This is a genomic window from Ruegeria sp. CRTD044, assembly GCF_059613485.1.
On the sequence record NZ_JBXWSP010000019.1, the window covers coordinates 346,355 to 362,756 of the forward strand.

The following is a 16,402-nucleotide window of genomic DNA, read 5'->3' on the forward strand; positions in this document are numbered from 1 at the left end:
CGCTTGCCTAATGCGCCTCGGCCCAGTTGGCGCCTTTGCCCGCATCCACCGTCAGTTTCACGTCCAGCTTCACCGCCGGATCGGGCGCGTTCTCCATCACGTCGCGCGCAATCTCGATGGTCTTTTCCACCGCGTCCTCGGCCACTTCGAACAGCAGTTCGTCATGCACCTGCAGCAGCATCTTGGCCGGCAGCCCGTCGATCGCCTCGGGCATCCGCACCATCGCCCGCCGGATCACGTCCGCCGCCGTGCCCTGGATCGGTGCGTTGATCGCCGCGCGGCGGGCAAACCCCGCATGCGGACCCTTGGCGTTGATCTCTGTCGTGTGGATCTTGCGACCGAACAGGGTCTGCACATAGCCATGCTCTTTGGCAAAGGCGATGGTGTCGTCCATATAGCGCCGGATGCCGGGGAAGCGCTCGAAATAGCGGTCGATGAAACCCTGCGCCTCGGCCCGCGGAATGCGCAGGTTGCGCGCAAGGCCAAAGCCCGAAATGCCGTAGATCACGCCGAAATTGATCGCCTTGGCCTTGCGGCGGATCTCGGGCGTCATCTCGTCCAGCGGCACATCGAACATTTCCGAGGCGGTCATGGCGTGGATGTCCAGCCCATCGGCAAAGGCCTGTTTCAGGGCCGGAATATCGGCGATATGCGCGAGGATGCGCAGCTCGATCTGTGAATAGTCGAGCGACACCAGCACGTTGCCCGGCTCGGCAATGAAGGCCTCGCGGATGCGGCGGCCTTCTTCGGTGCGCACCGGGATGTTCTGCAGGTTGGGGTCGGTCGAGGCCAGACGCCCCGTGTTCGCCCCGGTGATGGCATAAGACGTATGCACCCGGCCCGTATCGGGGTTGATATGGGTCTGCAGCGCGTCGGTATAGGTCGATTTCAGCTTGGACAGCTGCCGCCAGTCCAGCACCCGGCGCGGCAGCTCATGCTCGGTCGCCAGATCTTCCAGCACGTCGGCGCCGGTCGAATACTTTCCGGTCTTGCCCTTCTTGCCGCCCTCAAGACCCATCTTGTCGAACAGGATCTCGCCCAACTGCGCGGGCGAGCCGACGTTGAAGGTTTCTCCGGCCAACTCGTGGATTTCAGCCTCTAACCCGGCCATTTTCTGGGCAAAGGCGTTCGACATACGGCTCAGCACATCGCGGTCGACCTTGATGCCATGCATCTCCATCTCGGCCAGAACCGGCACCAAGGGGCGCTCGAGCGTTTCATAGACGGTGGTCACCTGAGCCCGGTGCAACTGCGGCTTGAACAGCTTCCACAGGCGCAGGGTAATGTCGGCATCCTCGGCGGCATAGGCGGTCGCCTCGTCGATCGGCACCTTGTCGAAGGTGATCGCCGATTTGCCCGAGCCCAGCAGCGGTTTGATCGGGATCGGCGTGTGGCCCAGATAGCGTTCGGACAGGGTGTCCATGCCGTGCCCATGCTCGCCCGCATGCATGGCATAGGACATCAGCATAGTGTCGTCGATCGGGGCCACATCCACGCCGTAGCGCGCAAAGATCTTGGCGTCGTATTTCATGTTCTGCCCGATCTTCAGGATCGACGGATCCTCGAGCACCGGTTTCAGCATCGCCAGCGCTTCGTCCAGCGGCATCTGCCCCTCGGCCAGCGCGTCCGAGCCGAACAGGTCGTCGCTGGCCCCGTCGCGGTGGGTCAGCGGGATATAACAGGCCTCGCCCGGCTCGATGCACAGCGAGATGCCGACCAGATCGGCGATCATTTCGTTTAGGCCCGTGGTCTCGGTGTCCACGGCCAGCCAACCGCGCTCATAGGCCTGATCGATCCATTTCCGCAGCGCGGCCGCATCGCGCACGCATTCGTATTTGCTGGCATCGAACGGAATGTCCTCGGCCTGCGGCTCATCTGCCGCCGGCGCCAGTGTATCCGCGATCACCGGCGGTTCGACCCCCAGCTTGTCCGCGATCCGCTTGGTCAGAGTGCGGAACTCCATCTCGGCCAGAAACTCCATCAGCTTGTCCGGATCGGGGTCGCGCAACTCCAGATCATCCAGCGTGAAATCCAGCGGTGTCTCGCAATCCAGCTGCACCAGCCTTTTCGACAACTCGATCTGATCTCGTTTCTCGATAAGGGTTTCGCGGCGCTTGGGCTGCTTGATCTCCTCGGCGCGGTCCAGAAGCGTCTCCAGATCGCCGAACTCGTTGATCAGCAGCGCCGCCGTCTTGATCCCGATCCCCGGCGCACCCGGCACGTTGTCGACGCTGTCACCGGCCAGCGCCTGCACATCCACCACGCGCTCGGGGTAGACGCCGAATTTCTCGAACACCCCCTCGCGGTCGATGCGCTTGTTCTTCATGGCATCCAGCATCTCGACACCGTCGCCCACCAGCTGCATCAGGTCCTTGTCGGAACTGACGATGGTCACCCGCCCCCCGGCCTTGCGCGCCTGGCAGGCCAGCGTGGCGATGATGTCGTCGGCCTCGTATCCCTCCAGCTCTTTGCAGGCGATGTTGAAGGCCTCGGTCGCCTGCCGGGTCAGCGGGATCTGCGGGCGCAGGTCCTCGGGCATCGCCTCGCGGTTGGCCTTGTAGAGGTCGTACATGTCATTGCGGAAGGTGTGCGAGCCCTTGTCGAAGATCACTGCCAGATGGGTCGGCGCATCGGGGCCGTGGTCGCCATCCACGTAACGCTGCAGCATGTTGCAAAAGCCCGAAACGGCGCCAATCGGCAACCCGTCCGATTTCCGCGTCAGCGGCGGAAGGGCGTGATAGGCGCGAAAGATGAAGGCCGATCCGTCGATCAGATGCAGATGGCAGCCTTTTCCGAATCCCGTTGTCATCGCGCGCCCTTTCCCTCGTCTTTGCCAACCCAACTCATGGCATGGGCGCGCCGTCAGGGCCACCCGTCACGCGTGGCCGTCTGCTGTGTTCGGTCAAATTCTTCCGACCCGACAGGCCATGGGTGGTCAGGCCGCTGCTTCGTGCCCCTTCAGCACGTACTTGCAATCGCAATAGGGGCACTCGACCCAGCCCTGATCCTCGGGGATCTGCAACCAGACGCGCGGATGGCCCAGCGCGCCCTCGCCGCCATCACAGGCGACACGGTTTGTCTCGACGATCTTGGTTTCCGGAGCTTCGATTGTCACGGCGTGCGATCCTTCACTGGTTGTCGGCCTCGCGGGCATGCATTAGGTGCGTTTATGAGCGATCAAGAAACCGGGGGCAAGAGCCAGCAATGACCGATGCAGCGATCAGCCTTCGCGGCCTGCGCAAAACCTATCGCGGCGGCAAGGGCCAGCCCGAGAAACACGCGCTGAAGGGCATCGACCTGGATATCCCGCGCGGGTCGGTCTTTGGCCTGCTGGGGCCGAACGGCGCAGGCAAATCGACCCTGATCAACATCCTGGCGGGGCTGGTGATCAAGACCGCCGGCCAGGTGACGATCTGGGGCTATGACCAGGACCGCAACCCGCGCCAGGCTCGCGCCTCCATCGGCGTGATGCCGCAGGAACTGAACCTCGACCCGTTCTTCACCCCGCGCGGCGCGCTCGAGGTTCAGGCGGGGCTCTATGGCGTGCCGAAATCACAGAGACGCAGCGACGAGATTCTCGAACTGGTCGGCCTCAGCGACAAGGCCGAGGCCTATGCCCGCACACTGTCGGGCGGAATGCGGCGGCGGCTGCTGCTGGCCAAGGCACTGGTGCACCACCCGAAAATTCTGGTGCTGGACGAGCCCACCGCCGGCGTGGACATCGAGCTGCGCCAGATGCTGTGGGCCAATGTGCGCAAGCTGAACCAGCAGGGCATGACCATCATCCTGACCACCCATTACCTGGAAGAGGCGCAGGAAATGTGCGACGAAATCGCCATCATCAACCACGGGGAAAAGGTGGCGCAGGACAGCACCACCAACCTGCTGGGCCGCATGGACGGCCGCACCATGGTCATCACCCCCGAGGACCCCGTGACGGCCCTGCCCGCCGCCCCCGGTGTTCAGGCCAGCCTGCGCGACGACGGCAGCCTGTCGCTGCATTACCGCAGCCCTGAAACCAGTGCCGAGCAGGTGCTCGAGGCGGTCCGGCAGGCCGGCATCCGCATCCGCGACGTGCGCACCGAGGAGGCCGATCTCGAGGACGTTTTCCTGGCCCTCACCTCCTCGCGCGCCGACGATGCCCCGGCCGACGATCAGGACCAGCCGCGCCGGGGCCTGCACCGGGTCAAGCTGTGACTAGGCCCTGTGACACTTCGGTCTGGGCAGATGAGGTCTCTTACAGAACAGCATAAGGCCATCCGCCGCGCCGCCCTTGCATGGCGGCATAGCGGGACGAATCGGACATTGGAAGAATGCTCTCGCGACCCATAAGTTAACTAGAGTCGGAGTTCATCTTGCGATAGTCAGAGGGCGTCAGTCCCGTCACCTTCCTAAATGCGCGGCTGAAGTTGTTTGCGGTTTCATATCCTAGGATGGAGGAGATACTGGAAACTGTCTCGCGCGTATCTGTGAGGAGTTCCTCGGCCCTTGCTACCCTGACATCGTTGACGATTTCGCGAAAACGAACCCCTTCGCTTGCTAACTTCCGTTGTAGTGTGCGAACACCAAGATCGAGCGAACGCGCGGTGGCATCAATCGACATTTCCTCCCGATGGAGTTGTTGCCAAACCACCTCTTCGACTTGTCCTCGAAGTGTTTGGGGCGGGCCGCCCAATCGTTCGCGAGAAATATCTCCGACGGTTGTCGACCCGCCGGTAAGTTTTTGGGGCGTGGCTTCGGCTCGCAAAGCCGATGCATCAAACTCAACCCCAAGCCGGGAGGCGTTCCAGACTACAGGACAAGCGTAGGTGTCTTCTGCCTCGACAAATCCAGGAACCTTCGGGAAGTCCAAGAGCACGGCCCATGGCTTCCAGTCGTTTCCTAAATACGCGCGGAATATGCTCAGAAAAACCCCAACGGCCGAGAAACCGAAGTCCGGATACGCTAAATGCGAGCGAAGTCCAAAACGATAACAGTAACGCGCGCTAGTGCCTGAAGTTTCAAGCCATGCGCGATCCGTGGACGAATGAAATGGCATGACGGCAGAAGCTCGTATTAGCGCTGCCCCCAGCGTTGGAGCAGAAAGAACGTAACCCCCCCAGGCGCCGTAATCAGCGACGGTGAGATAAGGTGACCACAACAATCCGATGTTTTGTTGTCCCGCGGATCGTGCGGCTTCGTGCACAAAGGTCGCCAAGGCATGCTCCGAGATGTAACCGCCTCTTTCCTCAATGAAGTGAACAGGAAGATCGGCCGAGTCAAAAGCACGCAACAGGCGCCTTTCCCCTGCGGCCTCAAGCACGAACTGGGGCATCGCGCCCAAGGCCTTGGCCGAAATCATCGGTGGTAGGTTCAATCCGCCAACCCGCTTGTTTGCCCGCGTGTCGTGAAATGATACGCATCGGCTGGTCGGATGTGCAAGCTTTCCACAAACAGCAGGGAGCATTGCGCCATGAAGATACTTGGGCCATCACACAGCGGTTTGTCGACGCATCTTTTTGGCGTGGCGCTTTTTGTGGGTATTTCTTCCTCGCCAGTTCTTTCCCAGTCTTTCAACGACACGGGTGACATCCTTGCACGATCAGCCGAAGTCGAGGACATCGAGTACAAGATCATGGTGCAGCGCGCCACTCAGACTGCAATCTGGGGAATGCCCGCCGCAGGTATGATCGATTTTCTGAAGGGCATTCGCCGCGACCTCGGTGGCGACTACAACGACATCATTTTTCTCAACAAGCCGTTCGATTCCAAACATGGGTTTCTTACGGCTAACGATGTTACGGCCTATGCTTGGGCTTCAATGACCTCGGAACCCGGTCCCCTTGTCATTGAAGTGCCCGCTGCCACCGACAAGGTGAACTACTTCGGTACAATCGTGAATGCTTGGGATGTTCCTATCGTGGACGTTGGTCCCGATGGTTTCGATGAAGGTGCCGGCGGCAAGTACCTCATGCTACCCCCAGGCTATGAAGGGGACATGTCCCTAGAGGAATTAACTGAGGCGGGATACCTTCCCTTTGAAACAGATACCTACGAATACGGTTTTTCATTCCGGCCAAAACTGACGAATGGCGGAACGGACGCCGATGCGGCCGAGTACGCTCAGACGATCAAAGTGTACTACCTGTCTGAGGCCGACAATCCGCCACCCAACAACTATCTCGAAGCGTCAGAAGTGCCGTACGACTCGCTTCCATACTACAACGAGACATTCTTTCAGGACTTGACCCTGTTCCACTACTACGCGACTGGCATTACGCCTGCCATGGTTGCACAGAAGGTTGGTGTCGGGTCGCAATATGCGCTGGCAAACCGGGACAGTGACGGGAACTACTTCGACGGGAGTAACACCTATTCCGTCACCATCCCCCCAAATCCGCCCGCGCAGGACTACTGGTCTTTCGTTGTCTACGACACCCAGACCCGTTCACTGCTCGAAACTGATCAGAAACTCGCAGGGGTCGACAGCAACCAACCGACATTGGAAGCGAATGAAGACGGAAGTTACACTGTCTGGTTCGCGCCTGAAGCGCCTGAAGGCAAAGAAGGCAACTGGATACAGACGATGCCGGGCAAATCGTGGTCGACCGTATTGCGTTTGTATGGCCCTCTCGAGCCTTGGTTTGACGGATCGTGGCGACCGGGCGAGATCGAACTTATGAAGTGATAGACTGTCAATTTGGCGCCGATACAGTTCGCTATCGAGAAAGAGATGTCGTGCCATGTGAGTGCGCATCCCGAACAACGCGACAACAACCAGGGGAGGGCGGCAACTACCACGTGGTGCCGCCCTTCCGATTGTCGCTCTGGGCTCGAACCAGAACTTCACCGCACCTGAATCAACAACCCAATTCCTGCGCAATGCAGACAGGGACTCGAAAAAGAACAAAACAAGAATATAATGACGACTCGCCATGTATGCCGAGCTGTCGATCACGTCGAACTTCACCTTCCTCACCGGGGCCTCGCACCCCGAGGAGTACATGGAGCGCGCCGTCACCCTGGGGCTGCCCGCCATCGCCATCGCCGATGACAACTCGGTGGCCGGGATCGTCCGCGCCCATACCCAGGCGCGCGAGATCGCCCGCAAGGTGCGCGAGCGCCGCGCGTGGGAGGAGCAGAACACGCCCATCGGCCCGCCCTGCCCCGATCACATCCCGAAACCGCCCTCGTTCCCGGTGCATGCGGTGCCGCGCCTGATCCCGTCGGCGCGGCTGCTCTTTACCGATGCCCCGCCCGTCACCGCCCTGCCCATCAACCGGCAGGGCTGGGCCAACCTGTGCCGCCTCCAGTCCACCGGACGGCTGCGCGCGGCCAAGGGCGACTGCATCCTGCACCTGTCCGACCTGCTGGAGTTTTCCGACGGTCTGCACCTGCTGCTCTGGCCACAGGCGGGCGGTCCGACCGGCGGCGCGAGCGGGTGGCGGACACAGGCGCAACAGCTGACGCGCCGCTTTGCCGGGCGCATGCACCTGTTGATGCATCCCCGCTATGACGGGGCGGATGCGGCATTTTTTCATTTGTTAGAGACTGAATCGCGCCATCTGGGCCTGCCCACCATCGCCAGTGCCGCACCGATGATGCATCACGGGTCGCGCCGCCGGCTGGCCGATGTGCTGACCGCGATCCGGCTGCGCCGCAAGGTGGACGATCTGGGCCGCCACGCGCTGGCCAACGGCGAACAGCGCCTGCGGTCCGGGGCCGAGATGCTGCGCATCTTCAAGGGGCATGAAGGCGCCGTGGCCCGCGCTTATGCGCTCAGCCAGGAACTTACCTTTTCGCTGGACGAGCTGCGCTATGAATACCCCAGCGAGGTCAGCGGCACCGAAACCCCCGCCCAGCGCCTGCACCGTCTGGCGCATGAAGGGTTGAAATGGCGCTATCCCGCCGGCGCCCCCGAAAAGGTGAAGGCGATGCTGGCGCATGAGCTGACCCTGATCGGCAAGCTGAAATACGAGCCCTATTTCCTGACCGTCCGCGACATCGTGCAGTTTGCCCGCGGCCGCGGGATCCTGTGTCAGGGGCGCGGCTCGGCGGCCAATTCGGTGGTCTGCTATTGCCTGGGCGTCACCTCGGTCAGCCCCGAGATGGGCACCATGGTGTTCGAACGCTTCGTCTCCGAGGCGCGGGACGAGCCGCCCGACATCGACGTGGATTTCGAACATGAACGCCGCGAAGAGGTGATCCAGCACATCTATGAACGCTATGGCCGCCACCGCGCGGGGCTGTGCGCCACGGTGATCCACTATCGCGGCAAGCGCGCCATCCGCGAGGTGGGCCGCGCCATGGGCCTGACCGAGGACACGATTTCCGCCCTGTCCTCGCAGCTGTGGGGGTTCTTCTCGACCGCGGGGCTCGAGGCCGAGCGGATGCGCGAGATCGGCCTCGACCCCGAGGATCGACGATTAAAACAGACTCTAACGCTGGTGCACCAGATCAACGGCTTCCCCCGCCACCTGTCCCAGCATGTGGGCGGGTTCATCATCACCGAGGGCCGTCTGGACGAGCTTGTCCCCATCGAAAACGCCACGATGGAGGACCGCACCGTCATCTGCTGGGACAAGGATGACATCGACTCGCTGGGCATCCTCAAGGTCGATGTCCTGAGCCTTGGCATGCTGACCTGCATCCGCAAGGCCTTCGACCTGATCGCCCAGCACCACCAGACCAGCTATACGCTCGCCACCCTGCCGCCCGAGGACCCGGCGGTCTATGACATGCTGTGCCGCGCGGATTCGGTGGGCGTGTTCCAGGTGGAATCACGAGCGCAGATGAACTTCCTGCCCCGGATGCGGCCGCGCAATTTCTATGACCTAGTGATCGAGGTCGCCATCATCCGCCCCGGCCCCATCCAGGGCGACATGGTGCATCCTTATATCCGCCGCCGCAACGGCGAGGAGGAGGTCAGCTTCCCCTCGGACGCACTGGGCGAGGTTCTGGGCAAGACGCTGGGCGTGCCGCTGTTCCAGGAACAGGCGATGCAGATCGCCATCGTCGGCGCGGGTTTCACCCCCGAACAGGCCGACCGGCTGCGGCGCTCGCTGGCGACCTTCAAGAAACACGGCAATGTCAGCGAATTCCGCACCCTGTTCCTGCGCGGGATGCAGCGCAACGGCTATGACGCCGAGTTCGCCGAGCGCTGTTTCTCGCAGATCGAGGGGTTCGGCTCCTACGGCTTCCCCGAAAGCCACGCGGCCAGCTTTGCGCTGCTGGTCTATGCCAGCGCCTGGATCAAGTGCCACCATCCGGGGATTTTCGCCTGCGCGCTGCTAAACTCGCAGCCGATGGGGTTCTATGCCCCCGCCCAGATCGTTCGCGATGCGCGCGAGCATGGCGTGCAGGTGCGCCCGGTCTGCATCAATGCCAGCTTCTGGGACAACGTGATGGAGCCCGACGGCCATGGCGGGCTGGCCCTGCGGCTGGGCTTTCGCCAGATCAAGGGCCTGAGCGAAGAGGACGCCAGTTGGCTGACCGCCGCGCGCGGCAACGGCTACCACCAGGTTGACGACGTCTGGCGCCGCGCGGGCCTTGGTCCCTCGGTGATCGAGCGTCTGGCCGAGGCCGATGCCTTTGACGCCTGCGGCCTGACCCGGCGCGAGGCGCTGTGGCAGGCCAAGGCGATCGCCACCGCCCGGCCTCTGCCCCTGTTCGCGCAGGATCTGGAAGGCGAGGCACTGGATGAGCCCGCCGCCCATCTGCCGCAGATGTCGCTGGGCGAACAGGTGGTCGAGGATTACGTCGCCACCCGGCTGAGCCTGCGGGCGCACCCGGTGGCCCTGTTGCGGCACCTGCTGACGCCGGGACAGCGCGACAATTCAGCCCCTGCATCCGGGCCGGAAAACGCGGTATCTGCCCGGAACAGAGCCTGAATCGAAAGCCCCGACCATGACCCGGCCCGTGTTGCCCCCACGCTTTCCCGCCACGCCCGAACAGATCCGGGCGCAGGTCACCGCATTCTACGCCCGCGTCCGGCAGGACGCCCTGCTGGGCCCGATCTTCAACCGCCACGTCACCGACTGGCCCGCGCATGAGGACCGGATCGCCGCCTTCTGGCGCAACGCTATCCTGTACGAGCGCGGCTACAGCGGCAATCCGCAGCGCGTGCATATCGAGCGCCCGGACGTGAAACCCGAGATGTTCGCCCATTGGCTGGACCTGTTCGAAGAGGTCGCCCACCGCACCCTGCCCCCGGAAACGGCCACGCCCTGGATGGCGCTGGCCCGCCGCATCGGCGCGGGGATGCAGGCCGGTGTCGCGGCCGCCCGCCAACCGGCCGGGGCTCCGCCGATCCTGCGCTGAACGGCCGGCCCCGCGGGGATGTTAGCGGTAAAGTTTGGACTATCCGACTCTGCCGATTGGGTTTAATCAGACCTCAAACACCTGCCACAGCATCCAACCGCCCGAGACCAGCCAGATGAGCACACAGAACTCGACCGTTCAGGGACTTGGCTTTGCCTTTCTCGGGTTTGCCGTCTTTGCCACCCATGACGCACTGATCAAGACGCTGGGCGGCACCTATTCCGTGCTGCAGATCATCTTTTTCGCCACGCTGTTTTCCTTTGTGCCGATGGCGGTCACGATTCTGGCGGACAAGGCCACCGGAAACTTCCTGCCCCGCCATCCATGGTTGGTCATGCTGCGCTCGGGGCTGATGGTCACGGGGATGTCCTGTGCCTTCTACGCCTTTTCGGTCCTGCCCCTGGCCGAGGTCTATTCGCTGCTGTTTTCCTTTCCGCTAATCGTCACCGTCCTGTCGATCCCGATACTGGGCGAGGTCGTGCGCGCCCAACGCTGGGCCGCGGTGGGCGTGGGCCTGATCGGGGTGCTGATCGTCCTGCGGCCCGGCGCGACCGAGATCACCCTGGGCCACCTTGCCGCCCTGACGGCCGCCTTCTGCAGCGCCTTCGCATCCGTGCTGGTGCGCAAGATCGGAAACGAGGAACGCTCGGCGGTGCTGATTCTATATCCGATGCTGCTGGCGATCGCGGTCATGAGCCTGGCGCAACCGGCGGTCTATCAGCCACCTTCGCTGATCCATCTGGCGATGATGGCCTTGGTCGGCGTGTTCTCGGTGATCGCCCAGCACCTGATCATCCTGGCCTATCGCGCGGCGCCCGCTGGCGTGGTCGCGCCCAGCCAGTACAGCCAGATCATCTGGGCCACGATCTTCGGCGCAGTGTTCTTTGGGGAAAAGCCCGACAAATGGGTGGCCGTGGGGGCCGCGATCATCATCGCATCGGGCATCTTCGTCGTCTGGCGCGAAAGCCGGGCAAATGTATCGCCGAACAAGCCGGTTCTGCGCGTCCGCTCGCCGCGTTCCGACACCGGGGCCTCGGCGCGACCGGGGTCCTAGAACCGCCACGCGGCCAAACGGCCGCGTTACCTCTCTTTGCAGCGGATCCTGATATTTCCGTTCTCGCCGGTTTCTTCGAACTTTCCGATTTCACGGACCAGATCGCTCAGCCGGTTGGACCCGTAGGTCCGCGTGTCAAAATCCGGGTAATTCATGCTCAGTTGGCGGCCGACCCAGCCCAGCGTGACCCAGCCATCCGGCTCGTCGGATTTGAGCACGACATTGCGGATCAGCTGATAGGCATGGTTCAGGTCTTTCTTCGACGGAGCCTTCTTGGTCTTTTCGCCGCTGCTGCTTTCTTTCTTGATGTTTTCGATCAGAATGAACCGGTTGCAGGCCGCCACGAAAGCCTTGGGCGTCTTGCGCTCGCCAATGCCGTATACCCTCAACCCCTGTTCACGGATGCGGCTGGCCAGACGGGTGAAATCGCTGTCAGAGGACACCAGAACGAACCCGTCGAAGCGGCCCGAATGCAGAATGTCCATCGCGTCGATCACCAAGGCGATGTCTCCGGCGTTCTTGCCGGTGGTATTGGCGAATTGCTGGTGCGGTACGATGGCGTATTCCGCCAGTTTCTCTGCGCTCCAGCCCTGCGGGGTGCCGCCGGAAAAATCGCCGTAAATCCGGCGCAGACTGGCCTCGCCCAGTGTGGCAACTTCTTCGAAGATTTCGGCGACGTGTTTTGCCGGAACATTCTCGGCGTCAATCAGAACGGCAAGTCGTTCTGTGGTGGTGTTGGTCAACTTGGTCTCTCAATTCAGACGTAAAATTCTGAACTGAACATAGGAGGAAAAGCGGGCGGGTGTAACCCCGCCCGTTCAGATTTGGGTTTCAGTAGATCACGACGGACCGGATGCTTTCGCCCTTGTGCATCAGGTCAAAGCCCTTGTTGATGTCGTCCAGACCCATGGTGTGGGTGATCATCGGGTCGATCTCGATCTTTCCTTCCATGTACCAGTCGACGATCTTGGGCACGTCCGTGCGCCCACGCGCGCCGCCGAAAGCGGTGCCGCGCCACGATCGGCCGGTGACCAGCTGGAACGGACGGGTCGAGATCTCGGCCCCCGCGGGTGCCACGCCGATGATGATCGATTCGCCCCAGCCCTTGTGCGCCGATTCCAGCGCCGCACGCATCACCTGCACGTTGCCGGTGGCGTCAAAGGTGTAATCCGCACCGCCCTTGGTCAGGTTCACCAGATAGGGGACAAGATCGCCCTCGACCTCGGCGGGGTTCACGAAATCGGTCATTCCGAACTTTTTGGCCATCTCGACCTTGGCGGGGTTCAGGTCAACGCCGACGATCTGATCAGCCCCGGCCAGACGCAGACCTTGGATCACATTCAGGCCGATGCCGCCCAGGCCGAACACGATGGCGCGGCTGCCGATTTCAACCTTGGCGGTGTTGATCACTGCGCCGATGCCGGTGGTCACGCCACAGCCGATGTAGCAGATCTTGTCGAACGGCGCGTCCTCGCGCACCTTGGCCAACGCGATTTCCGGCAGGACCGTGTGGTTCGAAAAGGTCGAACAGCCCATGTAATGCAGGATCGGATCCCCATCCAACGTCGAAAAACGCGAGGTGCCGTCGGGCATCAAACCCTTGCCCTGCGTCTCGCGGATGGCCTGGCACAGGTTGGTCTTTGGGTGCAGGCAGTATTCGCACTCGCGACATTCGGGAGTGTAGAGCGGGATCACATGATCGCCCGGCTTCAGGCTGGTCACGCCCGGGCCGACCTCGACCACCACGCCGGCGCCCTCGTGGCCCAGAATTGCCGGAAACAGGCCTTCGGGGTCGGCGCCCGACAGGGTGAATTCGTCGGTATGGCAGATGCCGGTGGCCTTGATCTCGACCAGAACCTCGCCCGCCTTGGGGCCTTCGAGGTTCACGTCCATCACTTCCAAGGGCTTGCCCGCCTGAACGGCGACGGCGGCACGGGTTCGCATGTTGCTTGTCTCCCTGTCTTGTTTGACCCGACCCTGCGTCAAATACAGGGTGTTTTCAACTGCGCTTTCATGGCAGTCTCTGTAAGCTTTTGATATTTCAGAAACGACATTGCCGAAAAGAGGAGCGCCAATGTACCGGTTCATCCCGATCCTGATCGTCCTGGCCGCCTGCGCCGAAACCGACTTGCCCGAACCGGGCTCTGCCGAGCTGGATACCGCCCCGGTGGATCTGGCCTTCTGCAAGGGCGAACCCTTTGCCCAATCCGTGGGGCAGCCGGTCTCGACCATTCAGGCCAGCCTGCCGGAACGGAGCCGCGTTCTGGGCCCCGATGACATCGCCACGCAGGATTACCGCATCGACCGGCTGAACGTCTATGTGAACGGAGCCGGGGTCATTCAGCGGCTGACCTGCGGATAAGGGCGGACTCGACTCGGAGCATGATTCTCGGATAGGAACAAAGTGAGAACACTTTGATGTCTGCCCGATGCCCAAACGCCGAATACTCTCGCTGTGGTTTCCCCGTCTGGGGGCCGAACGGCTGATCCGCGCCGCGCGGGGCCTGCACTCCGGCCCGCTGGCGGTGGTGGCCGAACAGTCGAACATGCAGGTCATCACCTCGCTGAACACTGATGCACAGGCCGCCGGTCTGCGCGTGGGCCAGCCGGTGCGCGATGCCCATGCCATGTGCGCGGCTCTTGTCACCCGCCCCCGCAACGCCCCGGCCGAGGCCGCTTTTCTGACCGCGCTGCGCCGCTGGGCGGGCAAGTTCAGCCCCTGGGTGGCCGAAGAAGCGCCCGATGGCCTGATCGTCGATCTGTCGGGCTGCGCCCATCTGTTCGGCGGCGAAGAGGCGCTGCTGGACGTGATCGAGACCGACTGCGCCGACATGGGGCTGAGCGTGCAGATGGGCATCGCCGACACGCTGGGCGCGGCCTGGGCGCTGGCGCGTTATGCCGGGCAAGAGGCCACGTCCGACCGCAATGGCGACGCCATTTCCCAAGAGGCCCGCGCCACCCGCGCTCGCGCCGGCAAACGGCGGCACTGGACCAAGGGCGGCGCCGCGCCGCAGGTGATGGCCGTGGGCGGCGGGGCCCGGATTGCGCCGCCGGGGCAGGCCTATGGCGCGCTCAGCCCCCTGCCCATCGCGGCGCTGCGGCTGGACGACCAGACCGTGGCGCAGCTGAACCGGCTGGGCCTGCGGCGGATCGGCGACCTGCTGGGCCAGCCGCGTGCCAGTTTGGCCCGCCGGTTTGGGCGCGGGCTGGTGCTGCGATTGGATCAGGCGATGGGCAGCGCGCCCGAGCCGGTCTCACCCGCCCATCCCCCGCATCACTTTGCGGTGCGGATGACCCTGCCCAACCCGATCGGCCTGGCCGAGGACGTGATGGCCGCCATCGACCGGATGCTGCCGACCCTGTGCACGCGGCTGGAAGAAAAGGCACGCGGGGCGCGGACTCTGCGGCTCGAGGCGCATCGCACCGATCAGGCGGCCGAGATCGTCGAGATCGGGCTGGCCCGCCCGAGCCATGACAAACACCGCATTCGCCCTTTGTTAGAGATGAAAATTGACCAGATCGACGCGGGCTATGGAATCGACATGCTGCGCCTTGCGGCGGTGCAGACCGAGCCGGTGCATGCCCGCACCCTGACCGGCCATGCCGAAGCCAGCCGCGCCGTCCGCAACCGGCTGGAGGGGAACACCGCGCTGGACGACCTGATCGGCAAACTGGGCGCGCGGGTGGGGCTCGAGGCGATCACGCGGCAGCACCCGGCGGCCTCGCACATCCCCGAGAAAACCGCCCAGACGCTGGCGGCGGCCTGGTCGGAACCGGCGCGCGACTGGCCCGCCCCGCCGCGCCCGCGCCCCCTGCTGATGTGGCGACCCGAGCCGGTGATGGCCCCCGACCGCCCTGATGTGCCCGCCAATTTCCGCTGGCGCGGGCGCGACTGGCAACTGGCGCAGGCCACCGGCCCGGAGCGGATCGCCCCGGAATGGTGGCTGGATGACCCCAACTGGCGCAGCGGCGTGCGCGATTACTGGGTGGTGGTGACCGAACAGGGTGAACGGCTATGGCTGTTCTACGGCCATGGCGGCACCATGTCGGCGGGCTGGTTCTGCCAGGGACGCTTTGGTTAGAGTCTATTTTCCGCGATAGACCAGAAGATCCGGAAGGTAGTCGATCAGCCGGATGACCCATGAGAACGGCGCCGGAAAGTCGGTACGGAAGCGCCGGCGCGCCATTGCGCGCAGCACGCGCTGCGCGGCGTCTTCGGGCTCCATCAGCATCGGCATCTTGAAGCTGTTCTTGTCGGTCAGCCGGGTCTTGATGAACCCCGGATTGACGATGCGCACCGTCACCCCGGTTCCCGCCAGGTCATGCCGCATCGTTTCGGCCAGCGATATCAGCGCCGCCTTGCTGGACCCGTACCCGATCGCCGCAGGCAGTCCGTGATAGCCCGCCAGCGACCCGATCAGGGTAATGTCGCCACGCCCTGCCTGCACCATGGCCGGCACGGTTTCCCCCAGAACCCGCAGCGCGCCTGAATAGTTCACGTCGCTGACGGCCAGCGCGGCTTCGGTCTTCCAGTCCTGCGCGCGCATCGGCTCATAGGCCCCGGCGTTGTAGACCAGACCGTCCACCGGGCCGATCTCGGCCACGGCGCGGCGCACCTGCGCCAGATCGGTCACGTCCAGCGGCACCGCACGGGCATTGGGCAGCGAAGCGCAAATCTGCTCAAGCCGCTCGGCACTGCGCGCGGACAGCACTAGGTGCGCGCCCTGACCGCCCAAGGCTTCGGCAAGCATCCGGCCCAGACCTTCGCTGGCGCCGATGATCCAATAGGTTTTTCCGTCAAAACTGCTCATGCCGGGCGGTTCGCATTTGCCGAAGCGTGAACAGCCGCGGTCTTGGGGTGGGTTGTCTCGATCATAACACCTTTCATTACGCGGACGGGCAGACCCCGGATCACCAGCAACCGCGATTGATGCAATCCTGACGCACTGCCCGCCGATCAGTGGGAAACAGGGAAAAACATGGCCGGGATTTGATCCGCTCCGGCCTACCCTGCGTATCTTATTGTAAAATGTCGCATAAAGAGGATGG

General features: G+C 63.3%; 13 protein-coding genes. 7 read left to right on the forward strand and 6 right to left on the reverse strand.

Going from position 1 to position 16,402, the window contains the following annotated elements:
* Positions 1 to 7 precede the first annotated feature (7 nt).
* On the reverse strand, positions 8 to 2,809 hold the full coding sequence (polA, locus tag AC2FNL_RS17985) for a DNA polymerase I (protein WP_496834571.1): 2,802 nt from the start codon (positions 2,807 to 2,809) through the stop codon (positions 8 to 10).
* Positions 2,810 to 2,935: 126 nt separating this feature from the next.
* Positions 2,936 to 3,115, reverse strand: coding sequence for a zinc-finger domain-containing protein (locus AC2FNL_RS17990; RefSeq protein WP_496834572.1), 180 nt, complete (start codon positions 3,113 to 3,115; stop codon positions 2,936 to 2,938).
* Positions 3,116 to 3,204: 89 nt separating this feature from the next.
* Between AC2FNL_RS17990 and AC2FNL_RS17995 the strand changes: the two genes are divergently transcribed.
* Positions 3,205 to 4,197 carry an ABC transporter ATP-binding protein gene (locus AC2FNL_RS17995; protein WP_496834573.1) on the forward strand — a complete coding sequence of 331 codons (993 nt, stop codon included), beginning with the start codon at positions 3,205 to 3,207 and terminating at the stop codon, positions 4,195 to 4,197.
* A gap of 136 nt (positions 4,198 to 4,333) precedes the next feature.
* On the opposite strand, the gene AC2FNL_RS18000 is transcribed toward AC2FNL_RS17995, so the two are convergent.
* Complete coding sequence (locus AC2FNL_RS18000) at positions 4,334 to 5,341, reverse strand: helix-turn-helix domain-containing protein (RefSeq protein ID WP_496834574.1); 1,008 nt, start codon at positions 5,339 to 5,341, stop codon at positions 4,334 to 4,336.
* 111 nt (positions 5,342 to 5,452) lie between these two features.
* Between AC2FNL_RS18000 and AC2FNL_RS18005 the strand changes: the two genes are divergently transcribed.
* From AC2FNL_RS18005 to AC2FNL_RS18020, 4 genes are all read left to right on the forward strand, one after another.
* On the forward strand, positions 5,453 to 6,667 hold the full coding sequence (locus AC2FNL_RS18005; RefSeq protein ID WP_496834575.1) for a DUF1214 domain-containing protein: 1,215 nt from the start codon (positions 5,453 to 5,455) through the stop codon (positions 6,665 to 6,667).
* Between the two features lie 247 nt (positions 6,668 to 6,914).
* Positions 6,915 to 9,869 carry an error-prone DNA polymerase gene (locus AC2FNL_RS18010; RefSeq protein WP_496834576.1) on the forward strand — a complete coding sequence of 985 codons (2,955 nt, stop codon included), beginning with the start codon at positions 6,915 to 6,917 and terminating at the stop codon, positions 9,867 to 9,869.
* Between the two features lie 16 nt (positions 9,870 to 9,885).
* Complete coding sequence (locus tag AC2FNL_RS18015; RefSeq protein ID WP_496834577.1) at positions 9,886 to 10,299, forward strand: group III truncated hemoglobin; 414 nt, start codon at positions 9,886 to 9,888, stop codon at positions 10,297 to 10,299.
* A gap of 115 nt (positions 10,300 to 10,414) precedes the next feature.
* Positions 10,415 to 11,353 carry a DMT family transporter gene (locus tag AC2FNL_RS18020; RefSeq protein WP_093964386.1) on the forward strand — a complete coding sequence of 313 codons (939 nt, stop codon included), beginning with the start codon at positions 10,415 to 10,417 and terminating at the stop codon, positions 11,351 to 11,353.
* Positions 11,354 to 11,379: 26 nt separating this feature from the next.
* On the opposite strand, the gene AC2FNL_RS18025 is transcribed toward AC2FNL_RS18020, so the two are convergent.
* Both AC2FNL_RS18025 and AC2FNL_RS18030 read right to left on the reverse strand, forming a co-directional pair.
* The gene (locus AC2FNL_RS18025) at positions 11,380 to 12,096 is read right to left on the reverse strand and encodes an NYN domain-containing protein (RefSeq protein ID WP_496834578.1); all 717 of its coding nucleotides are present in this window, start codon (positions 12,094 to 12,096) and stop codon (positions 11,380 to 11,382) included.
* Between the two features lie 88 nt (positions 12,097 to 12,184).
* Positions 12,185 to 13,297 (reverse strand): S-(hydroxymethyl)glutathione dehydrogenase/class III alcohol dehydrogenase, encoded by a 1,113-nt coding sequence (locus AC2FNL_RS18030; RefSeq protein ID WP_496834579.1) that lies wholly within the window; start codon positions 13,295 to 13,297, stop codon positions 12,185 to 12,187.
* A 130-nt stretch (positions 13,298 to 13,427) separates the two neighbouring features.
* On the opposite strand from AC2FNL_RS18030, the gene AC2FNL_RS18035 reads away from it, so the two are divergent.
* Both AC2FNL_RS18035 and AC2FNL_RS18040 read left to right on the forward strand, forming a co-directional pair.
* Entirely contained in the window at positions 13,428 to 13,715 is a 288-nt protein-coding gene (locus AC2FNL_RS18035; RefSeq protein WP_496834580.1) for an I78 family peptidase inhibitor, read from the forward strand.
* 67 nt (positions 13,716 to 13,782) lie between these two features.
* The gene (locus AC2FNL_RS18040; protein ID WP_496834581.1) at positions 13,783 to 15,435 is read left to right on the forward strand and encodes a DUF6504 family protein; all 1,653 of its coding nucleotides are present in this window, start codon (positions 13,783 to 13,785) and stop codon (positions 15,433 to 15,435) included.
* A 3-nt stretch (positions 15,436 to 15,438) separates the two neighbouring features.
* On the opposite strand, the gene AC2FNL_RS18045 is transcribed toward AC2FNL_RS18040, so the two are convergent.
* Positions 15,439 to 16,164 carry an SDR family NAD(P)-dependent oxidoreductase gene (locus AC2FNL_RS18045; protein ID WP_496834582.1) on the reverse strand — a complete coding sequence of 242 codons (726 nt, stop codon included), beginning with the start codon at positions 16,162 to 16,164 and terminating at the stop codon, positions 15,439 to 15,441.
* Between the last annotated feature and the right edge of the window lie 238 nt (positions 16,165 to 16,402).

Coding starts and splice junctions, on each gene's coding strand:
- polA (WP_496834571.1), bottom strand. CDS start 2,809: ATGACAACGGGATTCGGAAAAGGCTGCCATCTGCATCTGATCGACGGA.
- AC2FNL_RS17995 (WP_496834573.1), top strand. CDS start 3,205: ATGACCGATGCAGCGATCAGCCTTCGCGGCCTGCGCAAAACCTATCGC.
- AC2FNL_RS18000 (WP_496834574.1), bottom strand. CDS start 5,341: ATGATTTCGGCCAAGGCCTTGGGCGCGATGCCCCAGTTCGTGCTTGAG.
- AC2FNL_RS18005 (WP_496834575.1), top strand. CDS start 5,453: ATGAAGATACTTGGGCCATCACACAGCGGTTTGTCGACGCATCTTTTT.
- AC2FNL_RS18010 (WP_496834576.1), top strand. CDS start 6,915: ATGTATGCCGAGCTGTCGATCACGTCGAACTTCACCTTCCTCACCGGG.
- AC2FNL_RS18015 (WP_496834577.1), top strand. CDS start 9,886: ATGACCCGGCCCGTGTTGCCCCCACGCTTTCCCGCCACGCCCGAACAG.
- AC2FNL_RS18020 (WP_093964386.1), top strand. CDS start 10,415: ATGAGCACACAGAACTCGACCGTTCAGGGACTTGGCTTTGCCTTTCTC.
- AC2FNL_RS18030 (WP_496834579.1), bottom strand. CDS start 13,297: ATGCGAACCCGTGCCGCCGTCGCCGTTCAGGCGGGCAAGCCCTTGGAA.
- AC2FNL_RS18035 (WP_496834580.1), top strand. CDS start 13,428: ATGTACCGGTTCATCCCGATCCTGATCGTCCTGGCCGCCTGCGCCGAA.
- AC2FNL_RS18040 (WP_496834581.1), top strand. CDS start 13,783: ATGCCCAAACGCCGAATACTCTCGCTGTGGTTTCCCCGTCTGGGGGCC.
- AC2FNL_RS18045 (WP_496834582.1), bottom strand. CDS start 16,164: ATGAGCAGTTTTGACGGAAAAACCTATTGGATCATCGGCGCCAGCGAA.